Raw genomic sequence first — 25479 nt, forward strand, 5'->3', positions numbered from 1 at the left:
GCAGAAATGACGCCCCGACGCTGGGGCGTTGTACCGAGCATAGTCTGCGATGAGCTGCGCGAGAACGACCCCGACGAGGCGTCATCAAGTCGTGACCGTCAGGCGACTTCTTTCCCGACGCGCTGCCCGACGACCGCGGAGATGCCGTCCTGCCGCATCGACACGCCGTAGAGTGCGTCGGCGATCTCCATCGTGCGCTTCTGGTGCGTGATGATGATGAGTTGCGAGTTCTCGCGCAGACGTTCGAACACCTGCAGGAGCCGACCCAGATTGGCGTCGTCGAGGGCGGCCTCCACCTCGTCGACGATGTAGAACGGGCTCGGGCGGGCTTGGAAGATCGCCATCAGCCACGCGACCGCCGCGAGTGAGCGCTCGCCGCCGGAGAGGAGCGACATGCGCTCCACCTTCTTCCCGGCGGGGCGCACCGCGATGTCGATGCCGGTGTTCAGCAGGTCCTCGGGATCGCTCAAGGCGATCTCGCCCGAGCCGCCCGGGAAGAGGATCGGGAACACCTCGGCGAACGCGGCTCGGGTGTCTTCGAACGCCGCGGCGAAGATGCCCTGCATCTTCTGGTCGAGCTCCTCGATGATCGACAGGAGGTCGGTGCGGGTTTTCGTCAGGTCCTGCAGCTGCTCGGTGAGAAAGCTGTGCCGTTGCTCGAGCGCGGCGAACTCCTCGAGCGCCAGCGGATTGATGCGCCCCAGTTCTGCGAGACGCTGTTCGGCTGCAGCGAGCCGACGTTCCTGCTCGGCTCGCACGAACGGACGCGTTCGCACCGCGGAGCGCTTCGCATCGTCGGAGTCGTCAGGTGCTCCAGAGGTGGACGTGTTGTCCGCGCCGCGATGCGCCGAATCATCCAGGCCGAGCTCTGCGGCCAACTGGGCTTCGAGGTCGTTCGCATATTCACGGGGCTCGGGCGCGTTCGCAGCACCGGCTTCGAGCCCCGGCTCAGCGGGCGCCTCCTCGCCGGCCGACTCCGGAATCGGCACCTCCGGCCCGTACTCGGCGACCAGCACGTCCTCGACGAGCCCGAGTTCATTGCCGGAGCGCTCGAGCAGGGCCGAGAGCTGCAGCTTGCGCTCGTAGCTCTTGAGCTCGGCGCCGTGCACCCGCTCCGCGAGCGACTGCAGCTTCTGGCGCAGTACCGATTCCTCTGAACGCAGCAGCGTCAGCTCCTGACTGTGCTTCGCGCGTTCGGCTTCGGCGTGCTGCTGCGCGAGGCGAGCTTCGGCGAGCGAGCGATCGGAGGCGTCGAGGATCGCGGGGAGCATTCCGGCCACGCGCTCTGCCTGCGCCACCTGGCGCGCGCGCAGCACCGCGCGTCGTGCCGCTTCTTCGGCAGCGCGGCGCTCGGCTTCGAGTTGTTCGCCGAGCGTCTCCCGATGCGCTGCGGCGGCCCGTGCCCGTTCACGAGCGGTCTCGAGGGCGAGGCGCGCCTCCAACTCAGCGGCACGAGCGAGCTCGACTTCGCGCGCGAGTCCGTCCCGTTGGCCCGCGTCCAGGATCGGTCGCGGTCGGGACGCCGCCTCTTCGAGTGCCTGGTTGGCGCGCTCGGCCTCGGCTGCGGCACCCTCCGCAGACTCTGCGACCGCCGAGAGCGACTGCTTCGCGCGTTCGGCCTCGGCGCCGGCAGCTTCGGCGCGCGTCGACAACCGGTTGCGCTCCTGCGAGACCGCCGCGAGACGTGCGTCGGCAGCTCTGAGCTCGGCGACCGCGTGCTCAGCATCGGTTTTCGCAGCGGCCGATGCCGCGCGAAGATCCGCGAGTTCCGCTTCGTGCTCGGCGACGGACGCAGCGACCTCGGACCGACGCTGCGTGGCCTGCTCGAGCTCTGCGGTCAGCTCGATGCGCGACGGCGCGAGGCTCGATCCCCCGCTCAGCGTATTCGCGGTTGCGACGTCCCCGGCGCTTGTGACGACGGTGAAGCTCTCACTCGTCCAGGTCTTCCGCAGCACGACGACCGCGGCCATCGCAGCCTCCAGGTCCGCAGCGATGAAACTCCGCTCGAGCAGCGCCCGCACACCGGAGGGCGCGTCGAGCAGCACGTCATTCGCCCGGGAGAGTCCCGGAATCTCGAGCACTGGATCATTCGCCCGAGCGGCCGATTCCTCCGATAGTCGCTGCTCCGCCGCGTCGGCGATCACCGCTCGGAGTCTGCCGAGATCCTGCACGCGCGCACGCTCGACGGCAGCCCCCGCGGCGCCGGAATGCTCAGCCAGCAGCGCATCCGCGAACGTTCCGAGCGCCGCGGCCACCCCGGCTTCGAAGCCCTCGGCCACCCGCACGTGATCGGCGACCCGGCCGCGAATGCCCTCCGGCGACTCGACGAGCAGGGCGGCCGAAGCATCGCGCTGATCGAGTGATCGGGTCAGCGCGCTCACCCGAGCTTCGAGTCCCGCGAGTTCCTGCGCGAGCTGATGCAGCCGATCCCGCACCTCGTCGCGGCGCTGCTCAGCGGCCGCGTGCCGCTCCTGGGCTACGCGATACGCCTGATCCTGATCCTCGCCCGCTGCTTCTCCCCCGGCATCGCCTTCGAGATCCTCACGCTCTTCGAACGCCGCGAGCTCGTGACGAGCGGTTGCGGCGCGCGATTCGGCCTGGGCGACCGCCTGCTCGCGTCGAGCCACCTCCTGCGCGACGGTGACCCGCTTCTGCTCGGCGGCCTCTGCTCGCCCCCGAAGCTGCGACAGCTGCAGATCGTGCTTCGAGACGAGCTCGCTCTGCGCAGCGATGTGCTCGTCGATGGCGTCGAGTCCCTGCTGCGCTGCGCGCGTCGCATCACCGGCGCGTTTCCAGGCGAGCTCAGCCTCGGGAATGAGCGCCTCGAGCCGTGCCGCCTCCTCCGCCGCATCGTCGACCGAAGACCGCGTCACCCGATGCATCTGCTCGGGCGCTTCGGCCTGCGTGGCCAGGAAGGTGAGCCGCTGCTGGGTTTGGGCGTAGAGCCCGCGCAGCTTCGACTGCACCGACTCGAGACCGATCGTGACCCGCCGAGCGGCGTCGAGCTCGTCGCTCTGCTGGCTCTGCTCCAACCGCTGCATGCGCAGCTGCTTCTGCTCGACCTGCTCCTGCAGCACGATGCGTTCGGAGTGCTGCTCCGACTCGTCGCGCGCGAGCGCTTCGAGCTCGGTGCGCAGGCGGTGCACGTCGTCGGCGAGCAGACGCGCCTTCGCGTCGCGCACTTCCGCCGCTATGCCCTGGGCGGCGCGGGCCACCTCGGCCTGCCTGCCCAGCGGTTTCAACTGCCGCCGAATCTCTCCCGCGAGATCACTGAGACGCGTGAGGTTGGTCTCCATCGCTTCGAGCTTGCGGAGCGTGCGCTCTTTGCGGCGGCGGTGCTTGAGGATTCCGGCGGCCTCCTCGATGAACCCCCGGCGATCCTCCGCGGTTGCGCGCAGCACCGCATCGAGTTGGCCCTGTCCGACGATCACGTGCATCTCGCGGCCGAGCCCCGAGTCGCTCAGCAGCTCCTGCACGTCGAGCAGGCGGCACGACTCGCCGTTGATCGCGTACTCGCTCGATCCGTTGCGGAACAGCGTCCGGCTGATCGTCACCTCGGTGTACTCGATCGGCAGCGCCCCGTCGGCGTTGTCGATGGTGAGCCGAACCTCGGCTCGACCCAGCGGGCCGCGCGTCGACGTGCCGGCGAAGATCACGTCCTCCATCTTGCCGCCGCGGAGCGTCTTGGCCCCCTGCTCCCCCATGACCCACGCGAGCGCATCGACTACGTTCGACTTGCCCGAGCCGTTCGGCCCGACGATGGCGGTGACGCCCGGCTCGAACTGGAAGGTGGTCGGCTGCGCGAACGATTTGAAGCCTTTGAGGGTGAGGCTTTTCAGATGCACGCCGTCTCCCTCCCGTTCACCCGCGCGAATACTGCTGCCTACTGTATGGCACGGTGGAAGCGCGGCGAGCGTGGCACTCCCCGTGCCCGAAGATTCGCCTCGGGCGCGCTAGACGACGTAGCCGACGGGGATGATCGTGCCGTCGGCATCGCGGAAGCCGAACCCGAAGGCGCGATCCGCTGCGATGTGCACGAACCATGCGGCCCCGGCGAGGGCGATGTAGACGAACCCGCCGTCGACGCCGCCCGTGATGAAGAAGGTGACGAGGCCGATCACGAGCAGCGCGATCGGCAGCGTCATCGTATGCGCGGTGTTGTAGAGGCGCACTCTCGAGGGCTTCAGGCGACCGCGCTCCGCGAATGCGCCGACGAGCGTGAGATCCGGTCCGAGCCCGAAGACGAGGGCGACGATTACGGCAGCGGGGCCGAGTGCGATGCACACCAGCACGATGACCGCGAACCAGACCGCAGCGCCCATTCCCCAGCTCAGACGCATGAAGTTCATGCTGACCAGTGTAAGGCTGCACGGCTGCACGGACTCGGCTCGGCCGCTCTCGCGACGCACGGGGCGCAGCGCAGTACCCTGGACGCATGACCGCGCCCGATGCCCTCGCCGAGGTTCGCAGCCGTATCGATTCGATCGACCGACGTATCGTCGCGCTGATCGCAGAGCGGCAGGAGTGTGTGATTCGCGCGGGATCGCTGAAGGCCGATGCGGCGGCTGTGCGAGCGCCCGCCCGCGTCGCGCAGGTCATCGAGAAGGTTCGCGCGTTCGCAGCGGAGCAGGGAGCATCGCCCGACGTCGTCGAAGCCGCGTATCGCGCGCTGATCGCGGCGTTCATCTCGCTCGAGCTCGACGTTCAGCGCGGAGCGCACGACGGCGCGGACAACCCCGAGCTCCTGCTGCAGCGCGCCCTCTCATCGGCGGATCAGGGCGAGGCCGCCGTAGCGACCAGCGAGCTGATCCGCCTGCTCGACACAACGCCTGATCTCTCACTTCGATTGCGCGCGACGGTCGCCCTGGGCGAGTTGTTGATCGCGAGCGAGCGAGCGGCCGAGGCCGAGATCGTGCTCGCAGCTGCGTCGTCCGCGGCGGAGGGCGCGGAGGATCTCAACGACGTGGATGCCGCAGAACTCGAGCGCGTACGCGACCTTCTGGATCTCATTCGCTGACGCGCGAATGCTCCTCATGCGGGCACTTCATGTAGGTCGGCTTGCCCGGCCCGCCCCGGTCGATCCGATGGTCTCTGACGAGCTGCCCGCAGATCGGGCATTTCGGGTCGGCCGGAGGGACGTATGCGGGCTCGTTCGGATCACCGAGCTGCGCCGTGCCTTCGAACTGGTAGAAGAAGCGTCGCCACGCCGCCCAGAACCCGGGCTGCCCATCCCACGGGGTCGCATGCCAGAGTCGCCGCTTTCGTTCACGCACGCTTTCAGGGTAGCAGAATACTTAGGGCCCTAAGTAAATGCGGCCCGTGGCCCGCGGTCGGAACTTCACTGTCGGTGCGCAGATCGATCGCGTATAAGATCGACCACCATCACGATCAGGGCCGCCATCACCCCCGCACCGAGCAGCACGAGGGTCGGCGAAAGCATGACCCACTCGGGCAGAGGCAGATCTTCGAGTCCGTTCGCGGTTTTGAACGGCGCGAATGTGAGAACGAAGAAAACGACCGCCGCGGCGAAGAACGCCCCGAAGACCTTCACGCCGCGTCTGCAAGCGAGACCGAAGCGAGAGGTTGCTCCGCCGCCGGGCGAACCATCCTCACTACGCGGCATGCACGCTCGCCTCACCATGTCGTCAGCCTAGAGCAGCACGAGGGCTCGCAGCCCAGGAGACCCGCCGGTCTTCCAGACACCAGAAGCACCAGTAGCGAGCTCAGCGTCGTCGCTGGCAGCGCGGGCAGAAGTGCGACGAACGTCCACCGAACGGCAGCCGACGGATCAGTGTGCCGCACCGGGCGCACGGCTCCCCGGTTCGTCCATATGCGTTCAACGAGTGCGCGAAGTACCCGGCCTGCCCGTTCACGTTCACGTACTGCGCGTCGAAACTGGTGCCGCCCTCGCTGAGCGCCTGCGCGAAGACCGCGCGCAGCACCGCGAGCAGTTCGACGGCTTTGCGCGGGCCGACGGCCACTCCAGGAGTCTCGGGGTGCACCCTCGCCCGCCAGAGCGCCTCGTCCGCGTAGATGTTGCCGACGCCGCTGATCAGGGTCTGATCGAGGAGCAGCTTCTTCACCCCGGTCACGCGATTGCGCAGCGCGGCGACGAAGCCCGTGTCATCGAATGCCGGGTCGAGTGGATCGCGGGCGATGTGCGCCGCCTGCGCCGGAACGAGGCCCGGGCCATCCCCGATCGGCTTCAGTGCGTCGAGGGCCAGCGAGCCGAACAGCCGCTGATCCGCGAAGTCGACGCGGAGTTCGCCGTGCTGCGGGTGTTCGATCCACATGCGGATCCGCACGTGCCGATCATCGGCTGCACCGTGCGCGCGCAGCAGGAGCTGCCCGCTCATGCCGAGATGCGCGAGCAGCGCCAGCGGCGCGCCGTCAGCAGTGATCCCAGACGTCGGAATCCACATGAACTTCCCGCGACGCTCGGGTGCCCCGAGTCGAACGCCGGTGACCCGTCGTTCGAAGTCGGCGCTGCGCGCCGCACCTGCCGCAGCGCTCAACGTCACGCCGTGGCCGCCAAGCCCATCGTCCCCGCTCGTCGGCAGATGACGCTTGAGCGCGCGAGGGTCTCGCACCTCGACCGCCGCGACGCGCGCCCCCGTGACTGCCGGAGCCAGTCCGGCGCGAACGACTTCGACCTCGGGGAGCTCAGGCACGTCGACGCTTGGCCGGCACTCGCAGGCGCGTGACGGCGTCGCGAGCGGCGGCCAGCTCGGCCGCCTTCTTGCTCGTGCCCTCGCCGTTCCCGGTGACCCCGTCCAGGATCACGCGAGACGTGTACCGGCGGTCGTGGTCGGGGCCCGTGCCGGTCGTCTCGTAGGGCGGGTGCGGCAGACCGCGACGAGAAGCCTCCTGCTGCAGCGAGGTCTTCGGGTCGAGCGACTCGAGCGCCTCAAGCAAGCGGTCTGCGTCGTCGAGCAGCGGCGCCACGAGTTCGAGCACGAAGGCTGTCGTGGTCGCCGGGTCGGTCGACAGGTACACCGCGCCGATGATCGCCTCGACGGCGTCGGCGAGCAGCGAGTCCTTGTCCCGCCCGCCCGTGAGCTCCTCGCCCTTGCCGAGGCGCAGCATGGCGCCGAGGCCGTGCCGGCGCGCGACGGAGGCGAGCGCGACAGTGGAGACGAGTGCCGCACGGCGTTTCGCGAGCTCGCCCTCGCTGAGTTCGGGGAACGTCGTGTACAGCTCGACCGTGACCGCCTGGCCGAGCACGGAATCCCCGAGGAATTCGAGGCGCTCGTTGTGGGGAGCTCCCCCGTGTTCGTACGCCCACGACCGGTGCGTCAGCGCGAGCTGCACCAGTTCGGCATCGGCTTGCACGCCGAAGGCATGGAGAAAGCCGCCGGGGTCCCCAACCGGGGAGCCCGACGGCTCTGCAACGCTCTGGGTCAACTCAGGCGTCGGCGACCTTGCGGCCCTTGTACTCGAGGAAGAGGGCGTTGCCCTGCGAATCCTCGACGACACGAGCGCGGTGCGGGAGGCTGTAGACGGTACGACCGTTCTCCTCGGTCTTCACCAGGGTGGGTGCCGAAGCCTTCCATGCCGAACGACGGTGACGGGTGTTCGATCGCGACATCTTCCGCTTGGGAACAGCCATGATGCTCTCTTTCCTACTTGCTTGCGGACTCGGGAGTCTCACCCGAGCCGTGGTCTACTTCAGCCTCGACTGCATTGGTCCGTGCACCTTCAGGAGCAAAACCCGCCAGTGCCGCCCACCGCGGATCGATATCCGCACTGTTCACCACTGCAGCCTCGGTGTCGCGAAGCTCACCGGACTCGGGATCGAGACCCGGGCAGTCCGGACGACACACAGGCTGGAACGGCAGTGCAAGCACTACCGCGTCTCGGAGCGGAGGTTCAAGATCCACGTGATCACCGTGAACCTCATACTCGTCGGCCTCCGTAGGAGTATACGCGAAAAGTTCCTGGAACTCGACTTCGAACGGCGTGGTGAATTCTTTCAGACACCGGCCGCACTGGGCGTGCATCGTCGAGGCGACCTCTGCAGACACGAGGATGCCCTCGTGCACGGATTCGAGACGCACGTCGAGGTCGAGTTCGGCGCCCTCCGGAATCGCCGCGAGGCCCTCGCCGAGTTTCTCCGGCACCGCCAGGGTGCGCGACCGCTCGCGCATCTCCCCCGGACGATTGATGATGTCGCGGACGTTCTCCTCGAAGACTCGACTGTTGCTCACCGATCCATTCTACCGCGGCGGTGATGGCGTGCTCCGGTCTTCGCGGCGGGCGAACCCGGTCGCACGCGCGTCACGCCGGGCGACGTCGATCGAGGAACCGCGCGACGGACGCCGGCACATACGGGCTGACGTCGCCGCCCATCTCCGAGACCTGCCGCACGAGCGTGCTGGAGACATGAGCGTGGGCGGGATCCGGAAGCATGAAGACCGTCTCGACCTCGGCGAGGCTCCGGTTCATGATCGCCATCGGAGTCTCGTACGACACGTCGATCTGCGAGCGGATGCCCTTCACGAGCACCGAGGCGCCGACCTCGGTGCAGTAGTCGACGAGCAGCCCGACCGACCAGGAGGCGACCGTGATGTTCTCCGGCGCACCCGCTTCCTCGAGCGATTTCTGGATCAGCGTCATGCGTTCGGAGATCGGCAGCATCGCGTGCTTGTTCGGGTTGTGCACCACCAGTACATGGACTTCGTCGAAGATGCCGGCGGCCCTGAGAATGACATCGAGGTGCCCCATCGTCACCGGGTCGAAGGAGCCGGGAACCACAGCGATTTTCGTCATGCCTTCAGCCTAGAGTTCGGCGCCGGATGATTTCTTGAGAATGCACCGAAACCGTGCAGCCGGGCATGGTCAGTTCTCGGCACGACCGCGGCGCCAGTACCCCATGAAGGCGACGGCTTGTCGATCGATGCCGCGTTCACCGACGAGCTCACGACGGATGAGCTTGATCGCACCGGCCTCACCCGCGAGCCACGCATAGCCCTCCGAGCGCCTCGCGTCTTCCGGAAGCGGTGCCCCCGTCGCCGCGTCCATCCCCGGAACCTCCCACAGGATGTCGCGGTCCACGTCGATCTCCCGCAGGTCGGCGGGCGAGGATCCGCGAGACGCCCGCGCCGGTTCAACGGCTCGCGTCGGCGCCCCCGGGAAGACGTGGTCGAGCGCACGCACGGCTGCCACGAGCGCAGCACCGCGATCCGACTCGTCTCGCTCGAGCACCGTCACCTCGAGGCGCCCCTCGGCCTGCAGTTCGCTTGCGTCGAGGAGAGCGGCATCGGCGGCGTCGCCCACTTCGAGGATCACGTGCGCGCACGCGCCCCGATCGAGCGCGGCGAGGATGCCCGCGATCGCCGGGAGCGCCGTGTCGTCGCCGACGATGAGGAAGCGGCGCGCATCGCGCGGCGGAATCCACCCGACGGCGGTGTTCGGCCCGCCGTGCCCCGCATCCGGTCCGAGGATCGCGATCGCGTCGCCGACCGCGGCACGTTCGGCCCACGCCGAGGCGGGGCCGGGGTTGGCGGCGTGCCGGGCGAAGTCCACCGTGAGCCGCGGTCCGTCGACCTCCCGGGTGAAGGCCCGCGGGGTGTACGTGCGCATGGGTGGGCGCTCGTCGTCATCGAGCGCGCACCAGGACTGGTACCAGCCGTCACCGTCATCGAGCTCGGGAATGCGCCCCCGGCTATTCGGGAGCAGCAGTTTCACACGCTGGTCGATACCGACGAAGCCGAATCGGTCGAGCTCGGGACCCGTCAGCACGACTCTCACGAAACCCGGCGACGGTCGGCTCACCTCCGTGACGACGACGTCGAAGAGGCGGTAGGCGGACGTACTCACAACTGACTCCCTGGGGTGTGCGGCGGTTCAGAGGCCGTGCTGCTTGGCGAAGATCACCGCGTGCACGCGGTCGCGCAGCTCGAGCTTGGCGAGCACGCGCCCGACATGCGTCTTCACGGTCGACTCCGAGAGATACAGCTCGGCGCTGATCTCCGCATTGTTCTTGCCCTCGGCGATGAGCCGCAGCACGTCGCGCTCTCGCTCGGTGAGGGCCTCCAGCGCTGCATCGGTCTCGGGAGCGGCTTCCGCCTGCGTCGCACCGAGTTCCATTCCGACGCCGGTGCGCAGCTGTTCGAGCAGCCGGCGAGTCACGCTGGGCGCCATCGCGGCGTCACCGGCGGCGACTCTCCGGATCGCATCGATCAGCTCGGTGGGTCGCGCGTCTTTCAGGAGAAAGCCGCTCGCACCAGCCTGGATGGCCCCGGTGGCGTACTCATCGAGGTCGAACGTGGTGAGCACGACGACCCTGACATCCGGGAAGCGTCGCACGATCTCGGCGGTTGCGTCGATGCCGTTCATTCCCGGCATGCGCACGTCCATGAGCACGAGATCGCAGCCTCCGGGCCCGAGGTCGTCGAGCCGCTGCAGCGCCGCTGCGCCATCTGCGGCTTCGGCGATCACGTCGATGCCGGGCTCGCCCAGCAGTACGAGCTTGAACCCGGTGCGGATCAGCTCCTGATCGTCGACCAGCATGACGCGGATCTCATCGGCGCTCATCGGCGCTCCTCTCGATGAAGTGGCGGTTCGGTTCGGTTGACGCTTCGCTGCCGCTCGCAGCCGCACTCACGGGAAGCACCGCCCACAAGCGCCACCCGCCGCCGGCCGAGGGCGGAACCGGGCCCGACTCGATCTTGCCCCCGAACACGCGGGCGCGCTCGGCGAGCCCGGTCAAGCCGCGGCCGGATCCGAGCCCGGCGACCGGTTGCGGGGCGCCGGGCGCCGGGCCGTAATCGCGCACCAACACCGTCGTGCGGTCGGTCTCCCGCTCGAGCTCCACACGGACCCGCGCTCCGGTTCCCGCGTAGCGCAGCACGTTGGTCAAGCCCTCCTGCACCACCCGGTAGACGGCGAGATCCTGCCCGCGATCGCCCGCCGCCTCTCCCGCGACGTCGAGCGTCACCAGGAGGCCGGCCTTCGAGAAGCCGTCGACGAGCTGCGGGAGATCCTCGACGCCCGGCTGCGGCAGCAGATCCGCCTCGTCGCCGCTCGAGTGGAGCGCGCCGAGCAGTCGTCGCATCTCCGCGAGCGCGGTGCGGCCCGTCTCGGCACTCCGGCGCATCGCGTCGGCCGCGGCCTCGGGCGCCCGCTCCGACGCGCGAGCCGCGCCTTCTGACAGCGCGATCATCACCGAGACGGAGTGCGCCACGATGTCGTGCATCTCGCGTGCAATGCGCGACCGCTCCTCCGCTACGGCGAGCTGCGCGAGCTGGTCGCGCTCCCGCGCCAGTTGATGCGCGCGGTCGATCACTGCCGCGATGTACCGTCGGCGATTGCCGAGGTTGATGCCCAGCAACAGGATCGCGAGCAGCCACATCGCGCTGATGATCGAGATCGTGATCAGTTCACCGATGCTCTGCACTGCGCTCGATTCGGCGGCGAGCAGATTCGCCGGGCTCGTCGACTCGAAGTCCGTCGTGCCGCGCCAGAACGACAGCGCGGACTGCAGCAGCCCTGCGGCCACCGCGATCCCGTACGCCACCCAGCCCGCCGCGACGCTGCGGAACACCGGCACGGCGTAGAGCAGGAACATGAGTGCCACACCATTGGCGAGCGCCTGGATACCCTGCTCGCCGAATGTGACCACCACGATGGTGATGAGGCCGGTGAGTGGAAAGCGACGGCGGAACAGCAGCGCAGCCGCGATGATGAGCATGCGCGCGATCGCGATGAGCACCCACGGCCAGGTGAGGTGTTCCGGCACCCCCGTCCACGAGCTCGCGCCCGTGGCTTCGTCCCAGGTCGTCGACGTCGCGATGTCCAGGGTGAAGCCCAGGGCGCTCCCGATGAAGTACCAGACGACGATCGTGATGTCGACGGCGCGGGGGTGCGCGGCGAACGCCCGCCGGATCACTCCGGGCGGGCGAGGGAGGCGCACCTCGGCATCCGGCGTCATACCGTTCACTGTATCGGTACGCCTCCCCTCGAAACCTGGCGTCAGCGCGCGTCCCGGCGCTTGAAGACGACTGCCGCCGGCAGCATGACGACCGCCGCCCAGACGACCATCGCGAGAGCCGCGACCGTGAAGTTCGGCCCGCTCGCAACTTCAATGGTGCCCTGGGCGAGAATCGTGCCCAGCTGCGCGGGAAGGTACTCGCTCACGGTCGTCACCCACTCCCAGCCCGTCATGGACAGCATCTGGAAGGCGATCGGCAGCACGAACGTCACGCCGGCCACGACCGCGATTCCGCCTGCGGTCGAGCGCAGGAGCACCGAGACGCCGAACGCGAAGAAGGAGATGAGCACCAGGTACGCCACCGTTCCGAGCGCCCCCGAGATCACCATCGACGTGCCGAGCTGCGCAGCGCTCTCGGGATAGCAGAGCACGGCGACGACGAGCCCGCCGGCGACGAGCACCAGCGCGGTCAGCGCTGAGACGATGCCGAGTACGACCGCTTTCCCCGCGAAGACCGGCGTGCGCTTCGGCACAGCGGCGAGCGTGGAGAGGATCATGCCGCTCGAGTACTCGCTCGAGATCGCGAACACCCCGAGCACGCCGAAGATGAGCGCGAGGAAGGGCGCCGCGAACGTCGACACGGTGAGCAGGTAGTACTGCAGCCCTTCGTCGCCACCGCCGAAGATCTGCCCACCCGATCCCTCTGCCGCCGCGCGCATGTCGTTGCTGAACAGCAGACCGATGGCGGCGCTCAGTCCGATGCCGACGATCACGGTGATCAGCAGCGTCAGCTTGATGCTCCTGAGCGACGTGAGCTTGATGCGCTCCGAGCGGAGGATGCCGCCGAAGGTGACTCCGCGTCGGGCGACACCTCCTGCTGCGCGCGACTGGGTCGGGGGCTGCGCCGGCGCGGAGCCGGCGTCGATCACGATGGTGGAAGTCATGAGAGTCTCTTTTCTACGTCGAAGTTCACGTCGATGGATGGCCGCTGCGGGAGGAATCGCGCGATCATGAGGTCGCGTACTCCACCTCGCCGCGCGTGAGCTCGAGGTACGCATCCTCGAGACTCGCCTGCTGCGGGCTCAGCTCGTGCAGCACGATGTCGTACGCCGCGGCGACCGCGCCGATGTCCGAGGCCGCAAGCCCACGCGCCGTGAACCCCTCGTCGCCGAGAGGCTCGAGCGTGACGCCGTCTCGCTCGGCGCTCATCAGAAGCGACGCGAGCTTCGTCGCCTGCGGGCTGCGCACGACCACGCTCGAAGTGCGCGCGCCGCCGATGAACTCGCCGATGGGCGCATCAGCGACGACGCGCCCTCTCCCGAGCACGATCACGTGGTCAGCGGTCTGCGCCATCTCGCTCATGAGGTGGCTCGAGAGCAGCACCGTGCGCCCCTCGGAGGCGAGATGGCGCAGCAGCTGCCGCACCCAGAGCACGCCATCGGGGTCGAGACCGTTGACGGGCTCATCGAGGATCAGGATCCGCGGGTCCCCGAGCAGCGCCGCCGCGATGCCGAGTCGCTGCCCCATGCCGAGGGAGAAGCCGCCGACGCGCCGGTTCGCGACCGCTGACAGCCCGGTCTGCTCGAGCACCTCCGACACCCGGCGATCCGGAATGCCGTGCGTCGCCGCGAGCGCCCTCAAGTGACTGCGGGCGCTGCGGCCCGGATGCACGCCCTTCGCGTCGAGCAGGGCTCCCACCTCTCCCAGCGGGGCCGCCGTATCGGCGTACCGCGCGCCGTTGACGGTGACGGTGCCGGAGGTCGGGCGATCCAGACCGAGCATCAATCGCATGCTCGTCGACTTGCCCGCGCCGTTCGGCCCCAGGAACCCGGTGACCTGACCGGGCTTGATGCTGAAGCTGACGTCGTCGACCGCCGTTTTACTGCCGTACTGCTTGGTGAGCCCGCGCGCCTCGATCATGTTGTCTCCGTTTCTGCCGCCGCTGTGTTTCCGGCGATGCTTCAACGGTAAGTTCGGGGGCCGCTCCGCACATCGGCCGCGAGTGCCGCACCGTGTAGTACCCGGGTACCGCGTCGATCACCCTGTGGGCGGATCATCGCAGGAGGGCCGAGAGCATCACGACTTCGCGAGATTGTCGAGCAGGCCCGCCTCGTGATCTCTCGCGACCATCTCGGCGAGACCCGGCGCGCTCGTGAGCTCGGGATCGCGGTCGAGGAGTTCACGCGCCACCTCCCTCGCGTGCGCGATGAGCGGACCGTGCTCGGCGACGCGCAGGAGCCTGAGCGTCGAACGGCCGCCGGATTGGGCCGTACCCAGAATGTCGCCCTCGCGCCGCAGCTCGAGGTCGATCTCCGCGAGCGCGAACCCGTCGGCAGTCGCCGCCACGGCTTCGATGCGTTCGCGCGCCACGGTTCCCGCGGCCGCGGTCGTCATCAGGAGGCAGAGGCCGGCGTGCTCGCCGCGACCGACTCGGCCCCGCAACTGGTGCAGCTGCGAGATGCCGAACCGGTCGGCATCGCGCACGATCATGATCGACGCGTTCGGCACGTTCACGCCGACCTCGATGACCGTGGTCGCCACGAGCATCCCGATAGCGCCCGATGCGAACCCCCGCATCACCCGGTCCTTCTCGTCGGACGGCATGCCTCCGTGCAGGCCCTCGATCACCACGCCGGAGAAAGCCGGGTGCCGGCGCAGTTCATCGACCGTCTCCGCGACGTTTGCGAGTCGCCGCGTCTCCGATGACGCGGCCGTACCGACCTGCGCACTCGAGGGCTCCGGCTCTTCCGGGCTCTCGAGGCCGTCTTCGACCTCGCCCGGTGCGATTGCCGGGCACACGACGTACACCTGCCTGCCGGCCGCGAGATCCTCCCCCGACCGCGCCCAGACGCGAGCGGCACGATTCGGCATCTCGATCTCGGGCACCGCGAACGTCGAGATGCCCTGCCGCCCGGGCGGCAGCTCCCTGATCGTCGACACTTCGAGGTCGCCGAACGCGGTGAGTGCGACGGTCCTCGGAATCGGCGTGGCCGTCATCGCCAGCACGTGGGGCTGGGCGCCCTTCTGCCGAAGCGCCTCGCGCTGTTCGACGCCGAAGCGGTGCTGCTCATCGACGACGATCAGCCCGAGATCGAGGAACGCAACACCTTCGCCGAGCAGTGCATGCGTGCCCACGGCGATGCGGGAAGCGCCCGATACGAGAGCGAGCAGCACGCGCTTGCGTTCAGCGACGGGCATGCGCCCGGTGAGGAGCACCGGGCGCAGCTCCTCGGTGAGCTTCGGCCCGAGCGCCTCGACGATCGAGCGGTAGTGCTGCGCAGCGAGCACCTCCGTCGGCGCGAGGAGCGCGCTCTGCCCCTCGCCATCGGCCACCTGCAGCATCGCGCGCAGCGCCACGAGCGTCTTGCCCGAGCCGACCTCGCCCTGCAGGAGCCGGTGCATCGGGTGCGGCTCGGAGAGCTCGGCCGAGATCGTCGCACCGGCGCGCCGCTGATCGCCGGTCAGCTCGAACGGCAGCGCGGCGTCGAATCGAGCGAGCGGCCCGTCGCTCGCCCCTCCGGGCCGCGGGGTGCTCGACTCGAGGCCGGCACGCCGGCGCCGATCGAGCAGTGCGAGCTGCAGTTCGAACGCCTCTCGGAAGCGGAAGCTGTCGCGCGCCGCTCGCCAGTCGGCGTCGTGCTGAGGCCGATGGATGTGCTCGAAGGCGCGCCCGAGCCGTTCGATCCCCTCCGCCGTTCTGATCTCGTCGGGCAGCGGATCCGGCACATCTCCCAGTGCGTCGAGGGCGAGCTCGACCGCGCGGTGCAGCGTCCAGGTCGGCACCTGCGCCGTGGCCGGGTAGATGGGCACCGGCGTCTCCGACCACGCCTTCGCCGCCGCCTCATCGAGGCGCTCCCCGCCTGGTGCATCATCTCGGTTCTCGAAGAGCTCGTACTCGGGATGCTGCAGCTGCAGCTGATTGCGGTACTCGCTGACCTTGCCGGCGAACAGACCCCGCTTTCCGGGCAGGAGTTCTCGGCCCCGCCACGGCTGATTGAAGAACGTGAGCGTGAGCGACCCCGCTCCGTCGGTGATGCGCACCTCGAGCAGCCTGCCCTTGCGCCGCTGCATCTGCCGCTCGCGAACATCCAGCACCTGCGCGACCACCGCGATCTGCTCCCCCACGGGCAGGTCGTTCAGCGGAGTCAGTTCGCCCCTTCGCGAATACCGGCGCGGAAAGTGGAAGAGCAGGTCGCCGACCGTGCGCATCTCGAAGGCGCGCTCGAGCGGTTTCGCGGTGCGGTCGCCCACCACTCCGGCGAGCGGGGTGTCGAGGGTCGCCCGGGTCATGACTCCAGCGTATCGCCGGCCTCCGACGCGCTACGCTCGAACGGTGACGAGAATCATCTCCGGAGCCGCCGGTTCCCTCCGACTCGAGGTTCCCAAGTCGGGCACGCGACCCACGAGCGATCGGGTGCGCGAGGCGATCTTCTCCACCCTCACCTCGTGGGACTTGATCGAGGGCGTGCGGGTGCTCGATCTGTACGCGGGATCTGGAGCCCTCGGGCTCGAAGCGGCGAGCCGGGGCGCCGCAACCGTGACACTCGTCGAGAAGCATCCGCAGGCCGCTGACACCGCGGGGCGCAATGCGCGTACCGTGCTCGGCGCCTTCTCCCGCACGGCCGCAGACGCACCCCGCGTGGACGTCGTGCGGAAGTCGGTGCTGACGTTCCTCACCGCGGAGGCGGAACGAACGGTGACGCCGAAGTGGGACGTGGTGGTGATCGATCCGCCGTACGATCACTCGGAGACCGAGATCGCCGACGTGCTCGCGGCGGTGGGGCCGATGCTCGCCGCAGGCGGCGCGGTGCTCGTCGAGCGCAGCACGCGCTCCCCCGAGCCCGCATGGCCCGCGAGCCTGCAGCCGGTCCGTGAGAAGCGCTACGGTGAAACCGCGCTGTGGTGGGCGGAGCCCGCGCAGTAACCCGATTCAGGGATCCATCACCGGACTCCGCGTGATGCTCGCGCAGGAGATCCGGCATCAGACGGATGACATCGCGCATCCGTCACTGTACAACGCCGAATCCACCGCATGATGCCGGGGCGTGAGAAATGCAAACGGGCCCGGGATCTTGCGATCCCGAGCCCGTTCAGCTCGCCGCGACGCTCAGGAGCGCGGCAGCAGGGTGTACTTCGACGAGAGGAACTCGTGGATGCCCTCGAAGCCGCCCTCGCGGCCGATGCCCGACTGCTTCACACCGCCGAACGGCGCCGCAGCATTCGAGACGAGACCGGTGTTCAGGCCCATCATGCCGGTTTCGAGCTTCTCGATCATGCGGTGACCGCGCCCGATGTTCTCGGTGAACACGTAGCTCACGAGACCGTACTCGGTGTTGTTCGCGATCTCCACCGCCTCCTCCTCGGTGGAGAAGCGGACGATGCCGAGCACGGGCCCGAAGATCTCCTCGCGCATGATCGCCGCCTGCGGGCTGATGTGATCGATGACGGTGGGCTGGAAGAAGTGCCCCGGGCCGTCGACGGCCTCGCCGCCCGTGACGATCTTCGCGCCGGTCTCCACCGCGTCGGCGACGAGACGAGCCGTGTTGGTCACGGCCTTCTCCTCGACGAGCGCTCCGATGTCGTTGCCCTCGTCGGCGCCACGGCCGATGGTCATGGCGCCGACCTTCTCGCCGACACGACGCGCGAACTCGTCGGCGACCGACTCGTGCACGATGATACGGTTCGCCGCCGTGCAGGCCTGGCCGATGTTGCGGAACTTCGCGAGCATCGCGCCCTCGACGGCCTTATCGAGATCCGCATCCTCGAAGACGATGAACGGGGCGTTGCCGCCGAGCTCCATCGAGGTGCGGAGCACGTTCTGCGCCGCAGCCTGCAGCAGCTTCACGCCCACGGGCGTCGAGCCGGTGAAGGAGAGCTTGCGCAGACGCGGATCGGAGAGCAGCGCGCTCGACTGAGCGCTCGACTTCGAGGTCGCGACGACGTTCACGACGCCCGCCGGCAGACCGGCCTCTTCGAGGAGCTGCGCGAAGAAGATCGTGGTCAGCGGAGTGAGCGCAGCCGGCTTGATGACCACGGTGCAGCCCGCAGCGAGAGCGGGAGCGATCTTGCGGGTCGCCATCGCGAGGGGGAAGTTCCACGGTGTGATGAAGTAGCAGGGCCCGACGGGCATCTGCGAGACGATCATCGTGCCGGTGCCCTCGGGGTTCTGGCGGTAATCGCCGGGGACCCGCACGGCCTCCTCCGAGAACCAGCGGAGGAACTCGCCGCCGTACACGACCTCGCCGCGAGCCTCGGCGATGGGCTTGCCCATCTCCATGCTCATGAGGAGCGCGAACTCCTCCTTGCGCTCCATCAGCAGGTCGAACGCACGGCGCAGGATGTTCGAGCGCTCGCGACTCGAGGTCGCAGCCCACTTCTCCTGCGCTTCGACGGCGGCATCGAGCGCGCGCACGGCGTCCTCGACGGTCGCGTCGGCGATCGACTTAATGACCTCACCGGTGGCGGGGTCGTGCACGTCGAGCGTCGCACCGGAGGTCGACGGCTCCCAGCTGCCGCCGATGCCGAGACCGGAGGCGACGCGGTCGAGCAGTTCCTGCTCGTTGGGCTTCAGTGCCATGTTTCGTGTCCTTTCAGAAGATTCTGGATCGGGAGACGCGGATCAGTTCGCCGTGAGAGCGTCGGCGACGACCTGCAGGCCCTCGCGCAGCAGCTCGTCGGAGATCGAGAGCGGCGGCAGGAAGCGGATGACGTTGCCGTACGTCCCGCAGGTGAGCACGACGACCGCCTGCTCACCGGCCGCCTTGGCGATCGCACCGGTGAGAGCGGCGGCGGGCTTCTTCGATCCCGACTCGACGAGCTCGATCGCCTTCATCGCGCCGCGTCCGCGGATGTCGCCGATGCGATCGTCGGTCTTCTGCAGTTCGCCGAAGAACTCGTCGATGATCGCACCGATCTCTCGAGCGCGCTCCGTGAGGTTCTCCCGCTCGTACGTATCGATGGTCGCAAGCGCCGCGGCACAGGCGATCGGGCTGCCCGCGTAGGTGCCGCCCAGTCCGCCGGCGTGAGCGGAATCCATGATCTCGGCGCGGCCGGTCACTGCGGACAACGGCAGGCCGCCGGCGATGCCCTTGGCGGTCGTGACGAGGTCGGGCACGACACCCTCGTGGTTCGCTGCGAAGAGGTCACCGGTGCGGGCGAAACCGGTCTGCACCTCGTCGAGGATGAAGACGACGTTGTTGGCGGTCGCCCACTCCTGCAGCGCGGGCAGGAAGCCCTCGGCCGGAGCGATGAAGCCGCCCTCGCCTTGGATCGGCTCGATGATGATCGCGGCGAGGTTGCCCGCGCCGACCTGCTTCTCGATCTGGCTCAGCGCGACTGCCGCCGCATCGGCACCGGAGAGTCCGTCGCGGAACGGGTACGACGTCGGCACGCGGTACACCTCGGGGGCGAACGGGCCGAAACCGTCCTTGTAGGGGATGTTCTTCGCCGTCATGCCCATCGTGAGGTTGGTGCGCCCGTGGTAGGCGTGGTCGAAGACGACGACGGCGTTCTTCTTCGTGTAGTGACGTGCGATCTTGATCGCGTTCTCCACTGCCTCGGCACCCGAGTTGAAGAGAGCCGAGCGCTTCTCGTGGTCGCCGGGGGTGACCTCGTTGAGCTTCTCGGCGACGGCGACGTATCCCTCGTACGGGGTGACGGTGAAGCAGGTGTGCGTGAACTGCTGCACCTGATTGGTCACGGCCTCGACGACTGCGGGGGCCGCATTGCCGACGCCCGTGACGGCGATGCCCGAGCCGAGGTCGATCAGCGAGTTGCCGTCGACGTCGACCATGACGCCGCCGCCCGCCGCGACGATGGAAACGGGAAGTGCGACTCCCACGCCGGATGCGACTGCGGCGTTCTTGCGCGCGAGCATCTCCTGCGACTTCGGGCCGGGGATGCTGGTGACGAGCTTGCGCTCCTGCGGAAGCGAGGGACCGCCGGTGACTGCTGTCATGACTGATTCTCCTTGTGGGTCTCGGGCACCCCGCGATCGCGGGGTGCGTGAAGGTGCGGGATCAGCCTACGGCCTGCCGGGCGGTTTGCAATCTGCCAGAATGGAGTTTGATCACCATCACTTTCGCCATGTTGGCAGAAGCGCATCCGGAGGGAATATGGACACCGCGTCGGGCCCGACGATCGAACTCGGAGAGCTCCTGCATCAGTACCAGCTCGAGCTCGCGCTGATCGCCGGAGCGAGCCGTGCGGCGTCGACGCGCCCCGTGCAGTGGGTGCACGTCAGCGAGCTCGAGGACCCCGCTCCGTTCCTCACTCCGCGCACGGTCCTCCTCACGACCGGTGCTCGGTTCGGGTCCATGCATTCGGGCGACGATGCCGACGACTACGTGCGGCGCCTCATCGACGCCGGGGTGACCGCACTCGGCGTCGCCGTCGGCCTCCATTGGGACCGTGTGCCGTCGCTCGTCGTCTCGGCCTGCGACCGGCTCGACCTGCCGCTCTTCCGGGTGCCGTACGACACCGCGTTCATCGAGATCGTGCAGACCGCCGCTCGGCTGCTCGAGGCGAAGACTCGGGATCGCGATATCTGGTCCTTGGAATCGCAACGGGCGGTGGCGAACGCGTCGCTGCACCGCGACGGGCTCAGGGCGGCGGTGCAGGAAGCCGCCGCACGACTGGGCCACTGGGTGTGCATCACCGATCGCTTCGGCCGCATCGTCGAATTCGCACCGGAGCGCGCTCGGCCCGATCTTGCCGTCGACTGGGTCCGGCGCGAAGCACGACGCCTCATCGAGCGCGACGTCAGTGCGGGACGCATTGAAACGGAGGCGGGCACTGGAATGCAGCTGCGAGCGCTCGGCCGGCGGGGTCATGCACTCGGCGTGCTCGCCGTCGAGGAGCGCGGAGTGCCCGACACCGCCGAGCGAGCGCTGCATGGTCTCGTGGCCGCCCTGGCCACCGTGCAGTTGGAGCATCGCAGCGGTATCCGTTCCGCTCAGGCAGCCCTTCGCGACGCCATCGTCGAATTGCTCCTCTCAGAGCAGCTCGCCCTCGCCGAACGCTTATCGGCGGGCGTCCTCGCGCGGTTTCCGCAGGGCCCCGTCGTGCTGGTGCGCTATGAGATTCCGGATCACCTCGACCCGACCTTCGCCGAAGACCTGCAGTCGCTCGACGCCGGCAGCCCCGGCCTGTTCACCGCGACCTTCGACTCGGATCCGCTCATCGTCGCCGAGGCCCGACACCTCCCTGCCCTCCGGCGCCTCTTCTCAGCTCACGGGCTCGCTGCGGGGATCTCAGATCGCGCCGCGCTCGAGCACCTTCGCGAGGCGCTGCTGCAGGCCGAACTCGCGCTCGACCGGGCGACCTCGAGCGGCGCGCGCGCGCCCGTCGACTACTCGCCCGCCACGCACGAAGGCGTCATTCACCTGCTCGACAGGAACCCGGAGGCGAGACGTCGCGCCGAGCTCCTGCTCGCGCCCGTGCGGCACCATGATGATCGTCACGGCGATCGCATCGAGCAAGCGCTGACCGCTTGGCTCGCGCACCACGGACAGACGAGCGCGGCCTCGATCGAGCTCGGCCTGCATCGCCACACGCTCACATCGCGCGTGCGGACGGCCGCGCAACTGCTGCAGGTCGACCTCGAATCCCCCGACGTACGTGCCGATCTGTGGGCGGCGCTCCGTATCACTTCTGAGGCGCCCGCGCCGGCCCTCAGCTCCGCAACCCGTGCTGAGCGCGCTTAGGGCGCGCGGTCTCCGACTGCCGGGACGACGGAGGGCTCGGTTCGCCCCGGTTTCACGAAGGAGAGCAGCACCAGCCCGACCAGAAACACGGCGATCCCTGCGAGCCCCAGGGGGCTGCGTACGACCTGGACGAACACGCCGACGTGCGGAAGGGTGAACTGCAGGAGGCCCGCCTCTGCGACCCGGTAGGGCTGCGGATCCTTCGACGCATTCGCATCGCCCTGCAACTCGAGCGCGAAGCTGCCATCCCCTTCGGCTTCGATCGCAACGATACGGTGCGTCACCGGTCCTCTCCCGTCTGGTCGGGGAACGGTCACGACGTCGCCGACCGCGAGGTCCGCCGCGGGCACGGTGCGGGAGAGGATCAGTGAGCCCGTCGGTATTCCCGGTTCCATGGATCCCGATATGACGACGAGCGGCCGGAGCCCAGACGCCAGGGTGACGATCACGAGCAGGATCGAGAGCGCACCCACGATCGCGCTGCAGGTGAACAGCAGCGAGCGGACGATCTGAAAGGCTTTCACGTCGACGTTTCTCCTCCACTCCGGTTCGGGTCACTGCTCTCGTCACCGGAGGAGGCCGTCAGCGCGATTGTCGCCGTCATCTCACCGCTGTCGCGCGCCTGCAGTTCGGGGACGTCGAGCACATGCAGGAAGATCCGCAGCGTCGCGGCACTGCTCTGCGGGCCCGACCACAGCGCACCGTTCGGCAGAGGCTCCGCGCCCCGAGCGTCGAGGGTGAAACTCGGAATCGCTGCATCTGCGAGCGGCACTCCCGCTTCCGGCGCCTCCGGATTCCCGAGCAGCGTCTCGGTGCTGCCATCACCCCGAGACAGTTCGGCCGACACCCGGATGACCGGGCTCAGGTTCCCTGCTCCGCTGAGCGTCGCAGCGAGTGTCATCGGCACCTGGGAGCTGTTGTTTCCGATACGCAGCGTGGCGACCGCCGTCGCCCCGGGAACATACGATTCCGCCGCAGTCAGCTCGGCCTCGATGCCCTCCGGACCGAACCCGGTCACCGTATCGTCGGCATCGATGAAGACTGCGTCGAACTGCGTGTGCGCGGCGATGCCGAGTTCGGCGTGATCGGTGTAGGCCGCCATCGTCGGACCGATCGCGGCGCCGCCGACCGCCAGCGCACCTGCGGCGATCAGGAGGAGCGCCAAGGTTCGGGGCCCCGATGCACCAGGCGACTTGAGACTGCGCGGCCCCGTCCGGTGCGAGACGCGTTCATGAGTCGTCTCCGTTTCCGTCGGTCCGTCGGATGCCGCGCGAGAGTATCAGGATGAACGCGCCACCGATGATCACCCATGCGGCGAGCGCGGTGAGGTCCGGAGCTCCGGTGATGGGAAGACCGGGCCGCGGCGGCTTCTCGGGTGCCGAGGGCGGGGTCGGCGCCGGCGCGTCGGGAGCGAAGGCGACGAATTCCCAGTTCACGATCCCTGCCGCAGTCCGATACTCGTCGCCGGCGGCGGCCGGCAGGTGCACCGATGCGGAAAGCGACGCGAGTGCACCGGGCGTGAGTTCACCGACGTCGAAGGCTTCTCCGACGAGATCCGAAGCCGAGCCGTTGAATATGACGTCGCCTCCGTCGGAGAGCTCGATCATGGCGGGGTGCGGCCCGGAGAACAGATCGCCAGTGATCTCGGTCACGCGAAAGGTGGGCGCCACCGATCCGCTGCTGATGTTTCGCGCGGCCATCTCCCAGTGCACGTCGTGCCCCGGCCCGATCACACGGACTTCCACGCTGGTCGGCCCCTCGGGAGCGAGGACCTCGGCTGCCAGCGCCGGGGCGGTGCCGGTGCCGAGCAGCGCGAGAACGAGGATCGCGGTGCCGATAACGCCACGTCTTCTCATTGCAGCGTCACCTCTACTTCGAACGTCGACCCGGGAGTTGTCTCAGCGATGATGGTCACGTCTACCGGAACGTCCCGGCTGTAGGCCTCCCGAGGTGTATCGGTGGCGAGCCAGACCGTGATCCCGATCTGAGCAGCGGCGTCGCCTGCCTGCCGTGCACCGATGCGTATCCCGCCTGCGTCGTTGATCTGCTCGATGCTTCTCGGGATGCCTCCGGGATCCTGATTCTCCCCATCGACTTCGATGCCGAACCTGAGATGGGGCGCGATGTCCGCCGAGCTTGCATCCGTCGTGCTCAGCACCGCTCGCAGGTCCGCCGGAGCAGAGCCCTCGAGCAGCGCGGCTCTCACGTCGAAGCTCGCCGACGGGCGTGTCGGATACGGGCGCTGATCATCGTAGAGCGTGGCGATCCCGCGGGACTCCGGGGTCACTTCTGCGACGACGTTGGGTTGCTCGGGATCGCCGTACCGGTCCGCCGGGTCCGTCCCCTGGGCGACGACGACTGCTCCAGCGAGCGTTCCGCCAGCCGTGAACGATTGAGTGAATGCAGCGCTGGTGCTGCCGATCAGAAGCACGGAACCGATGCCGCACAGCATCGCACCGACGATCAGCGAACGTCTCATTGCGATGCACCCCGCATTGCGACCTGCACCCGTGCGGCTTCGCGCTGCAGATCGTTCCCCGCATCCTCGGGCATCGTGACCGTCATGGTGAGCGTCTTCGCCTCGCCGGCGGCGAAGTATCCGAGTTCGAGCGGGGGCAGCGACGCCAGTTCGCTCCCGGGGACGCGATCGATCAGCACGTCTCCGCGCAGTTCGACGGTGTACAGGAGACGGTCGAACAATGCCGGCTTGGCAGGATCGCGATTCACGATCTCCATGCCGATCGTGCCCGGCAGCTGCGGGCTCGCGTTGCGCACGCCGAGTGTGAAGGTACGCGATGCTCCCGGCCCGAACCCCCCACCCGGTTCCACAGGAACATCGAATCCGTCCGTTCTCGCGAACTCCCAGTCCGCATCGCCTGGTTCCCAACCTTCGCCGAAGTGCCCCGTCACCTGCACGGCGAACGCATCCGCCCCCGCTGCTCCGATCACTGCGTGTCCGCCGACGCTTCCAGTTCCGCGCGCATCGGCCGTCAGCGTGTTGACAGCAATCATGATGAGCCCGGCAACGAGCAGCGCGACCGCGCCGATTGCAGCAGCGCGGTCGCGACGACCGGCGCTTCCTAGCCGCGTATGCACCGTGGATCACCTGCCTCGGAGTGGGTTCGGATGAGCTCGGCCGCTCGGTCAGTTCACCGACGTGCCGTCGAAGCGCGCTTGCAGGTTCACCATGCCGCCGTTTGCCGCGTTGGTCTCTTCCTGAGTGGCCCCTTCGGCGAGTCCGACTCTGACGACGGTGACGATTCCGGCCTCGGCGTCAAGATCGTTCAGCGCCGTGTTCGCCTCGGAGATGGTGGCGTCTTCGATGACCCAGGTCGTCGGCGCGGTCGACGCGTCGGCGACCTGGGCGATGCTGATCCTGACGAGACTCGCGTAGCTGGTGTTCCTCGCCTCCTGGGTGGTGTCGGCGTCAGCCGGAGTGGTGTCTTCGATCGCGACCTCCAGCGTCGATCCGAACGTCGGCGACGCGTTCAGCACGGGAATGTTCACGTCGACGGGCGCACCTCCCGGAACGAGCGCATCTGCGCCCTCGATCGGCACGACGTCCACCGCTTCAGGGTTTGCTTCGATCCAGTTGGCGACGCCGGCGACGGTATCCTCCTGACCCGCTGAGACCTGAATGTTGTACGCGTTGTCGGGCCCGCCGAACCCGCCATCACCCCCGAGGTTCAGCAGTCCGAAATCGGTGAAGGCGGCGACTGTGGCGAGTGCGCCGACGCCGATCAGGGCGCCGCCGGCGATGATCAGCCGCTTCTTCCCGGTTGAGCGGGTCGTGCGGAGTTCTGCGAGCTGCTGCGGTTCGTTCATGAGTGTCGCCTTTCGAGT

26 protein-coding genes are annotated in these 25479 nt (G+C 68.5%); 3 read left to right on the forward strand and 23 right to left on the reverse strand.

Annotation, left to right across the window (positions count from 1 at the left end; genetic code table 11):
- Positions 1-98: 98 nt before the first annotated feature.
- Both PQI23_RS09710 and PQI23_RS09715 read right to left on the reverse strand, forming a co-directional pair.
- Positions 99-3845 (reverse strand): chromosome segregation SMC family protein, encoded by a 3747-nt coding sequence (locus PQI23_RS09710; protein WP_339973987.1) that lies wholly within the window; start codon positions 3843-3845, stop codon positions 99-101.
- Between the two features lie 108 nt (positions 3846-3953).
- On the reverse strand, positions 3954-4349 hold the full coding sequence (locus PQI23_RS09715; protein WP_339973989.1) for a DUF4260 family protein: 396 nt from the start codon (positions 4347-4349) through the stop codon (positions 3954-3956).
- Positions 4350-4435: 86 nt separating this feature from the next.
- On the opposite strand from PQI23_RS09715, the gene PQI23_RS09720 reads away from it, so the two are divergent.
- Positions 4436-5017 carry a chorismate mutase gene (locus PQI23_RS09720; protein WP_339973991.1) on the forward strand — a complete coding sequence of 194 codons (582 nt, stop codon included), beginning with the start codon at positions 4436-4438 and terminating at the stop codon, positions 5015-5017.
- On the opposite strand, the gene PQI23_RS09725 is transcribed toward PQI23_RS09720, so the two are convergent.
- The 13 genes from PQI23_RS09725 to PQI23_RS09785 form a co-directional block, all read right to left on the reverse strand.
- Positions 5007-5273 carry a hypothetical protein gene (locus PQI23_RS09725; protein WP_339973993.1) on the reverse strand — a complete coding sequence of 89 codons (267 nt, stop codon included), beginning with the start codon at positions 5271-5273 and terminating at the stop codon, positions 5007-5009. The two genes, PQI23_RS09720 and PQI23_RS09725, sit on opposite strands and share 11 nt — an antisense overlap.
- 65 nt (positions 5274-5338) lie before the next feature.
- Positions 5339-5551 carry a hypothetical protein gene (locus PQI23_RS09730; protein ID WP_339973995.1) on the reverse strand — a complete coding sequence of 71 codons (213 nt, stop codon included), beginning with the start codon at positions 5549-5551 and terminating at the stop codon, positions 5339-5341.
- Positions 5552-5723: 172 nt separating this feature from the next.
- Complete coding sequence (mutM, locus tag PQI23_RS09735; RefSeq protein ID WP_339973997.1) at positions 5724-6671, reverse strand: bifunctional DNA-formamidopyrimidine glycosylase/DNA-(apurinic or apyrimidinic site) lyase; 948 nt, start codon at positions 6669-6671, stop codon at positions 5724-5726.
- A complete protein-coding gene (gene rnc / locus PQI23_RS09740) occupies positions 6664-7332 on the reverse strand; it encodes a ribonuclease III (protein ID WP_339974067.1) in 669 nt (222 codons plus the stop codon). The genes mutM and rnc overlap by 8 nt, the downstream gene beginning before the upstream one ends.
- A 73-nt stretch (positions 7333-7405) precedes the next feature.
- Entirely contained in the window at positions 7406-7609 is a 204-nt protein-coding gene (gene rpmF / locus PQI23_RS09745; RefSeq protein ID WP_010157795.1) for a 50S ribosomal protein L32, read from the reverse strand.
- Positions 7610-7622: 13 nt separating this feature from the next.
- Positions 7623-8147: a YceD family protein gene (locus PQI23_RS09750; protein WP_339974000.1), complete on the reverse strand. Its 525-nt coding sequence runs from the start codon at positions 8145-8147 to the stop codon at positions 7623-7625.
- Positions 8148-8277: 130 nt separating this feature from the next.
- The gene (coaD, locus tag PQI23_RS09755; RefSeq protein WP_339974002.1) at positions 8278-8769 is read right to left on the reverse strand and encodes a pantetheine-phosphate adenylyltransferase; all 492 of its coding nucleotides are present in this window, start codon (positions 8767-8769) and stop codon (positions 8278-8280) included.
- A 69-nt stretch (positions 8770-8838) separates the two neighbouring features.
- Positions 8839-9819 carry a siderophore-interacting protein gene (locus tag PQI23_RS09760; RefSeq protein ID WP_339974004.1) on the reverse strand — a complete coding sequence of 327 codons (981 nt, stop codon included), beginning with the start codon at positions 9817-9819 and terminating at the stop codon, positions 8839-8841.
- A gap of 27 nt (positions 9820-9846) precedes the next feature.
- Positions 9847-10536 carry a response regulator transcription factor gene (locus tag PQI23_RS09765; protein WP_339974006.1) on the reverse strand — a complete coding sequence of 230 codons (690 nt, stop codon included), beginning with the start codon at positions 10534-10536 and terminating at the stop codon, positions 9847-9849.
- Positions 10523-11932, reverse strand: a complete 1410-nt coding sequence (locus PQI23_RS09770) for a sensor histidine kinase (protein WP_339974008.1) — start codon at positions 11930-11932, stop codon at positions 10523-10525. Before PQI23_RS09770 ends, PQI23_RS09765 begins: the two co-directional genes overlap by 14 nt.
- A gap of 41 nt (positions 11933-11973) precedes the next feature.
- Positions 11974-12876, reverse strand: coding sequence for an ABC transporter permease subunit (locus PQI23_RS09775; RefSeq protein ID WP_339974010.1), 903 nt, complete (start codon positions 12874-12876; stop codon positions 11974-11976).
- Positions 12877-12940: 64 nt separating this feature from the next.
- Entirely contained in the window at positions 12941-13852 is a 912-nt protein-coding gene (locus tag PQI23_RS09780; RefSeq protein WP_339974012.1) for an ABC transporter ATP-binding protein, read from the reverse strand.
- 156 nt (positions 13853-14008) lie between these two features.
- Positions 14009-16222 carry an ATP-dependent DNA helicase RecG gene (locus PQI23_RS09785; RefSeq protein ID WP_339974014.1) on the reverse strand — a complete coding sequence of 738 codons (2214 nt, stop codon included), beginning with the start codon at positions 16220-16222 and terminating at the stop codon, positions 14009-14011.
- A 43-nt stretch (positions 16223-16265) separates the two neighbouring features.
- Here PQI23_RS09785 and PQI23_RS09790 point away from each other — a divergent pair, with 43 nt between their 5' ends.
- A complete protein-coding gene (locus tag PQI23_RS09790; protein ID WP_339974016.1) occupies positions 16266-16856 on the forward strand; it encodes an RsmD family RNA methyltransferase in 591 nt (196 codons plus the stop codon).
- Positions 16857-17039: 183 nt separating this feature from the next.
- Here the strand turns inward: PQI23_RS09790 and PQI23_RS09795 are convergent, their stop codons facing one another.
- Positions 17040-18509, reverse strand: coding sequence for an NAD-dependent succinate-semialdehyde dehydrogenase (locus PQI23_RS09795; RefSeq protein ID WP_339974018.1), 1470 nt, complete (start codon positions 18507-18509; stop codon positions 17040-17042).
- A 42-nt stretch (positions 18510-18551) separates the two neighbouring features.
- Positions 18552-19889, reverse strand: coding sequence for a 4-aminobutyrate--2-oxoglutarate transaminase (gene gabT, locus PQI23_RS09800; protein ID WP_339974020.1), 1338 nt, complete (start codon positions 19887-19889; stop codon positions 18552-18554).
- A 157-nt stretch (positions 19890-20046) separates the two neighbouring features.
- On the opposite strand from gabT, the gene PQI23_RS09805 reads away from it, so the two are divergent.
- A complete protein-coding gene (locus PQI23_RS09805; protein ID WP_339974022.1) occupies positions 20047-21636 on the forward strand; it encodes a PucR family transcriptional regulator in 1590 nt (529 codons plus the stop codon).
- Here the strand turns inward: PQI23_RS09805 and PQI23_RS09810 are convergent.
- From PQI23_RS09810 to PQI23_RS09835, 6 genes are all read right to left on the reverse strand, one after another.
- Complete coding sequence (locus PQI23_RS09810; protein WP_339974024.1) at positions 21633-22160, reverse strand: signal peptidase I; 528 nt, start codon at positions 22158-22160, stop codon at positions 21633-21635. The two genes, PQI23_RS09805 and PQI23_RS09810, sit on opposite strands and share 4 nt — an antisense overlap.
- The gene (locus tag PQI23_RS09815) at positions 22157-22801 is read right to left on the reverse strand and encodes a hypothetical protein (protein ID WP_339974026.1); all 645 of its coding nucleotides are present in this window, start codon (positions 22799-22801) and stop codon (positions 22157-22159) included. Before PQI23_RS09815 ends, PQI23_RS09810 begins: the two co-directional genes overlap by 4 nt.
- Before the next feature lie 64 nt (positions 22802-22865).
- Positions 22866-23492: a hypothetical protein gene (locus PQI23_RS09820; protein WP_339974028.1), complete on the reverse strand. Its 627-nt coding sequence runs from the start codon at positions 23490-23492 to the stop codon at positions 22866-22868.
- Positions 23489-24115, reverse strand: coding sequence for a hypothetical protein (locus tag PQI23_RS09825; protein ID WP_339974030.1), 627 nt, complete (start codon positions 24113-24115; stop codon positions 23489-23491). The genes PQI23_RS09820 and PQI23_RS09825 overlap by 4 nt, the downstream gene beginning before the upstream one ends.
- On the reverse strand, positions 24112-24732 hold the full coding sequence (locus tag PQI23_RS09830; RefSeq protein WP_339974034.1) for a hypothetical protein: 621 nt from the start codon (positions 24730-24732) through the stop codon (positions 24112-24114). The genes PQI23_RS09825 and PQI23_RS09830 overlap by 4 nt, the downstream gene beginning before the upstream one ends.
- A 48-nt stretch (positions 24733-24780) precedes the next feature.
- Positions 24781-25461: a hypothetical protein gene (locus PQI23_RS09835; protein ID WP_339974036.1), complete on the reverse strand. Its 681-nt coding sequence runs from the start codon at positions 25459-25461 to the stop codon at positions 24781-24783.
- Between the last annotated feature and the right edge of the window lie 18 nt (positions 25462-25479).

Source organism: Leucobacter sp. USCH14, assembly GCF_037619215.1.
Taxonomy (GTDB): Bacteria; Actinomycetota; Actinomycetes; order Actinomycetales; family Microbacteriaceae; genus Leucobacter.

Bases quoted from the DNA above. Each gene is read 5' to 3' on its own strand.
- PQI23_RS09720 (WP_339973991.1), top strand. From the start codon at position 4,436: ATGACCGCGCCCGATGCCCTCGCCGAGGTTCGCAGCCGTATCGATTCG.
- PQI23_RS09765 (WP_339974006.1), bottom strand. From the start codon at position 10,536: ATGAGCGCCGATGAGATCCGCGTCATGCTGGTCGACGATCAGGAGCTG.
- gabT (WP_339974020.1), bottom strand. From the start codon at position 19,889: ATGACAGCAGTCACCGGCGGTCCCTCGCTTCCGCAGGAGCGCAAGCTC.
- rpmF (WP_010157795.1), bottom strand. From the start codon at position 7,609: ATGGCTGTTCCCAAGCGGAAGATGTCGCGATCGAACACCCGTCACCGT.
- PQI23_RS09780 (WP_339974012.1), bottom strand. From the start codon at position 13,852: ATGATCGAGGCGCGCGGGCTCACCAAGCAGTACGGCAGTAAAACGGCG.
- PQI23_RS09820 (WP_339974028.1), bottom strand. From the start codon at position 23,492: ATGAGAAGACGTGGCGTTATCGGCACCGCGATCCTCGTTCTCGCGCTG.
- coaD (WP_339974002.1), bottom strand. From the start codon at position 8,769: ATGACGAAAATCGCTGTGGTTCCCGGCTCCTTCGACCCGGTGACGATG.
- PQI23_RS09795 (WP_339974018.1), bottom strand. From the start codon at position 18,509: ATGGCACTGAAGCCCAACGAGCAGGAACTGCTCGACCGCGTCGCCTCC.
- PQI23_RS09835 (WP_339974036.1), bottom strand. From the start codon at position 25,461: ATGAACGAACCGCAGCAGCTCGCAGAACTCCGCACGACCCGCTCAACC.
- PQI23_RS09805 (WP_339974022.1), top strand. From the start codon at position 20,047: ATGGACACCGCGTCGGGCCCGACGATCGAACTCGGAGAGCTCCTGCAT.
- PQI23_RS09770 (WP_339974008.1), bottom strand. From the start codon at position 11,932: ATGACGCCGGATGCCGAGGTGCGCCTCCCTCGCCCGCCCGGAGTGATC.
- PQI23_RS09775 (WP_339974010.1), bottom strand. From the start codon at position 12,876: ATGACTTCCACCATCGTGATCGACGCCGGCTCCGCGCCGGCGCAGCCC.
- PQI23_RS09715 (WP_339973989.1), bottom strand. From the start codon at position 4,349: ATGAACTTCATGCGTCTGAGCTGGGGAATGGGCGCTGCGGTCTGGTTC.
- PQI23_RS09750 (WP_339974000.1), bottom strand. From the start codon at position 8,147: ATGCGCGAGCGGTCGCGCACCCTGGCGGTGCCGGAGAAACTCGGCGAG.
- PQI23_RS09785 (WP_339974014.1), bottom strand. From the start codon at position 16,222: ATGACCCGGGCGACCCTCGACACCCCGCTCGCCGGAGTGGTGGGCGAC.
- PQI23_RS09825 (WP_339974030.1), bottom strand. From the start codon at position 24,115: ATGAGACGTTCGCTGATCGTCGGTGCGATGCTGTGCGGCATCGGTTCC.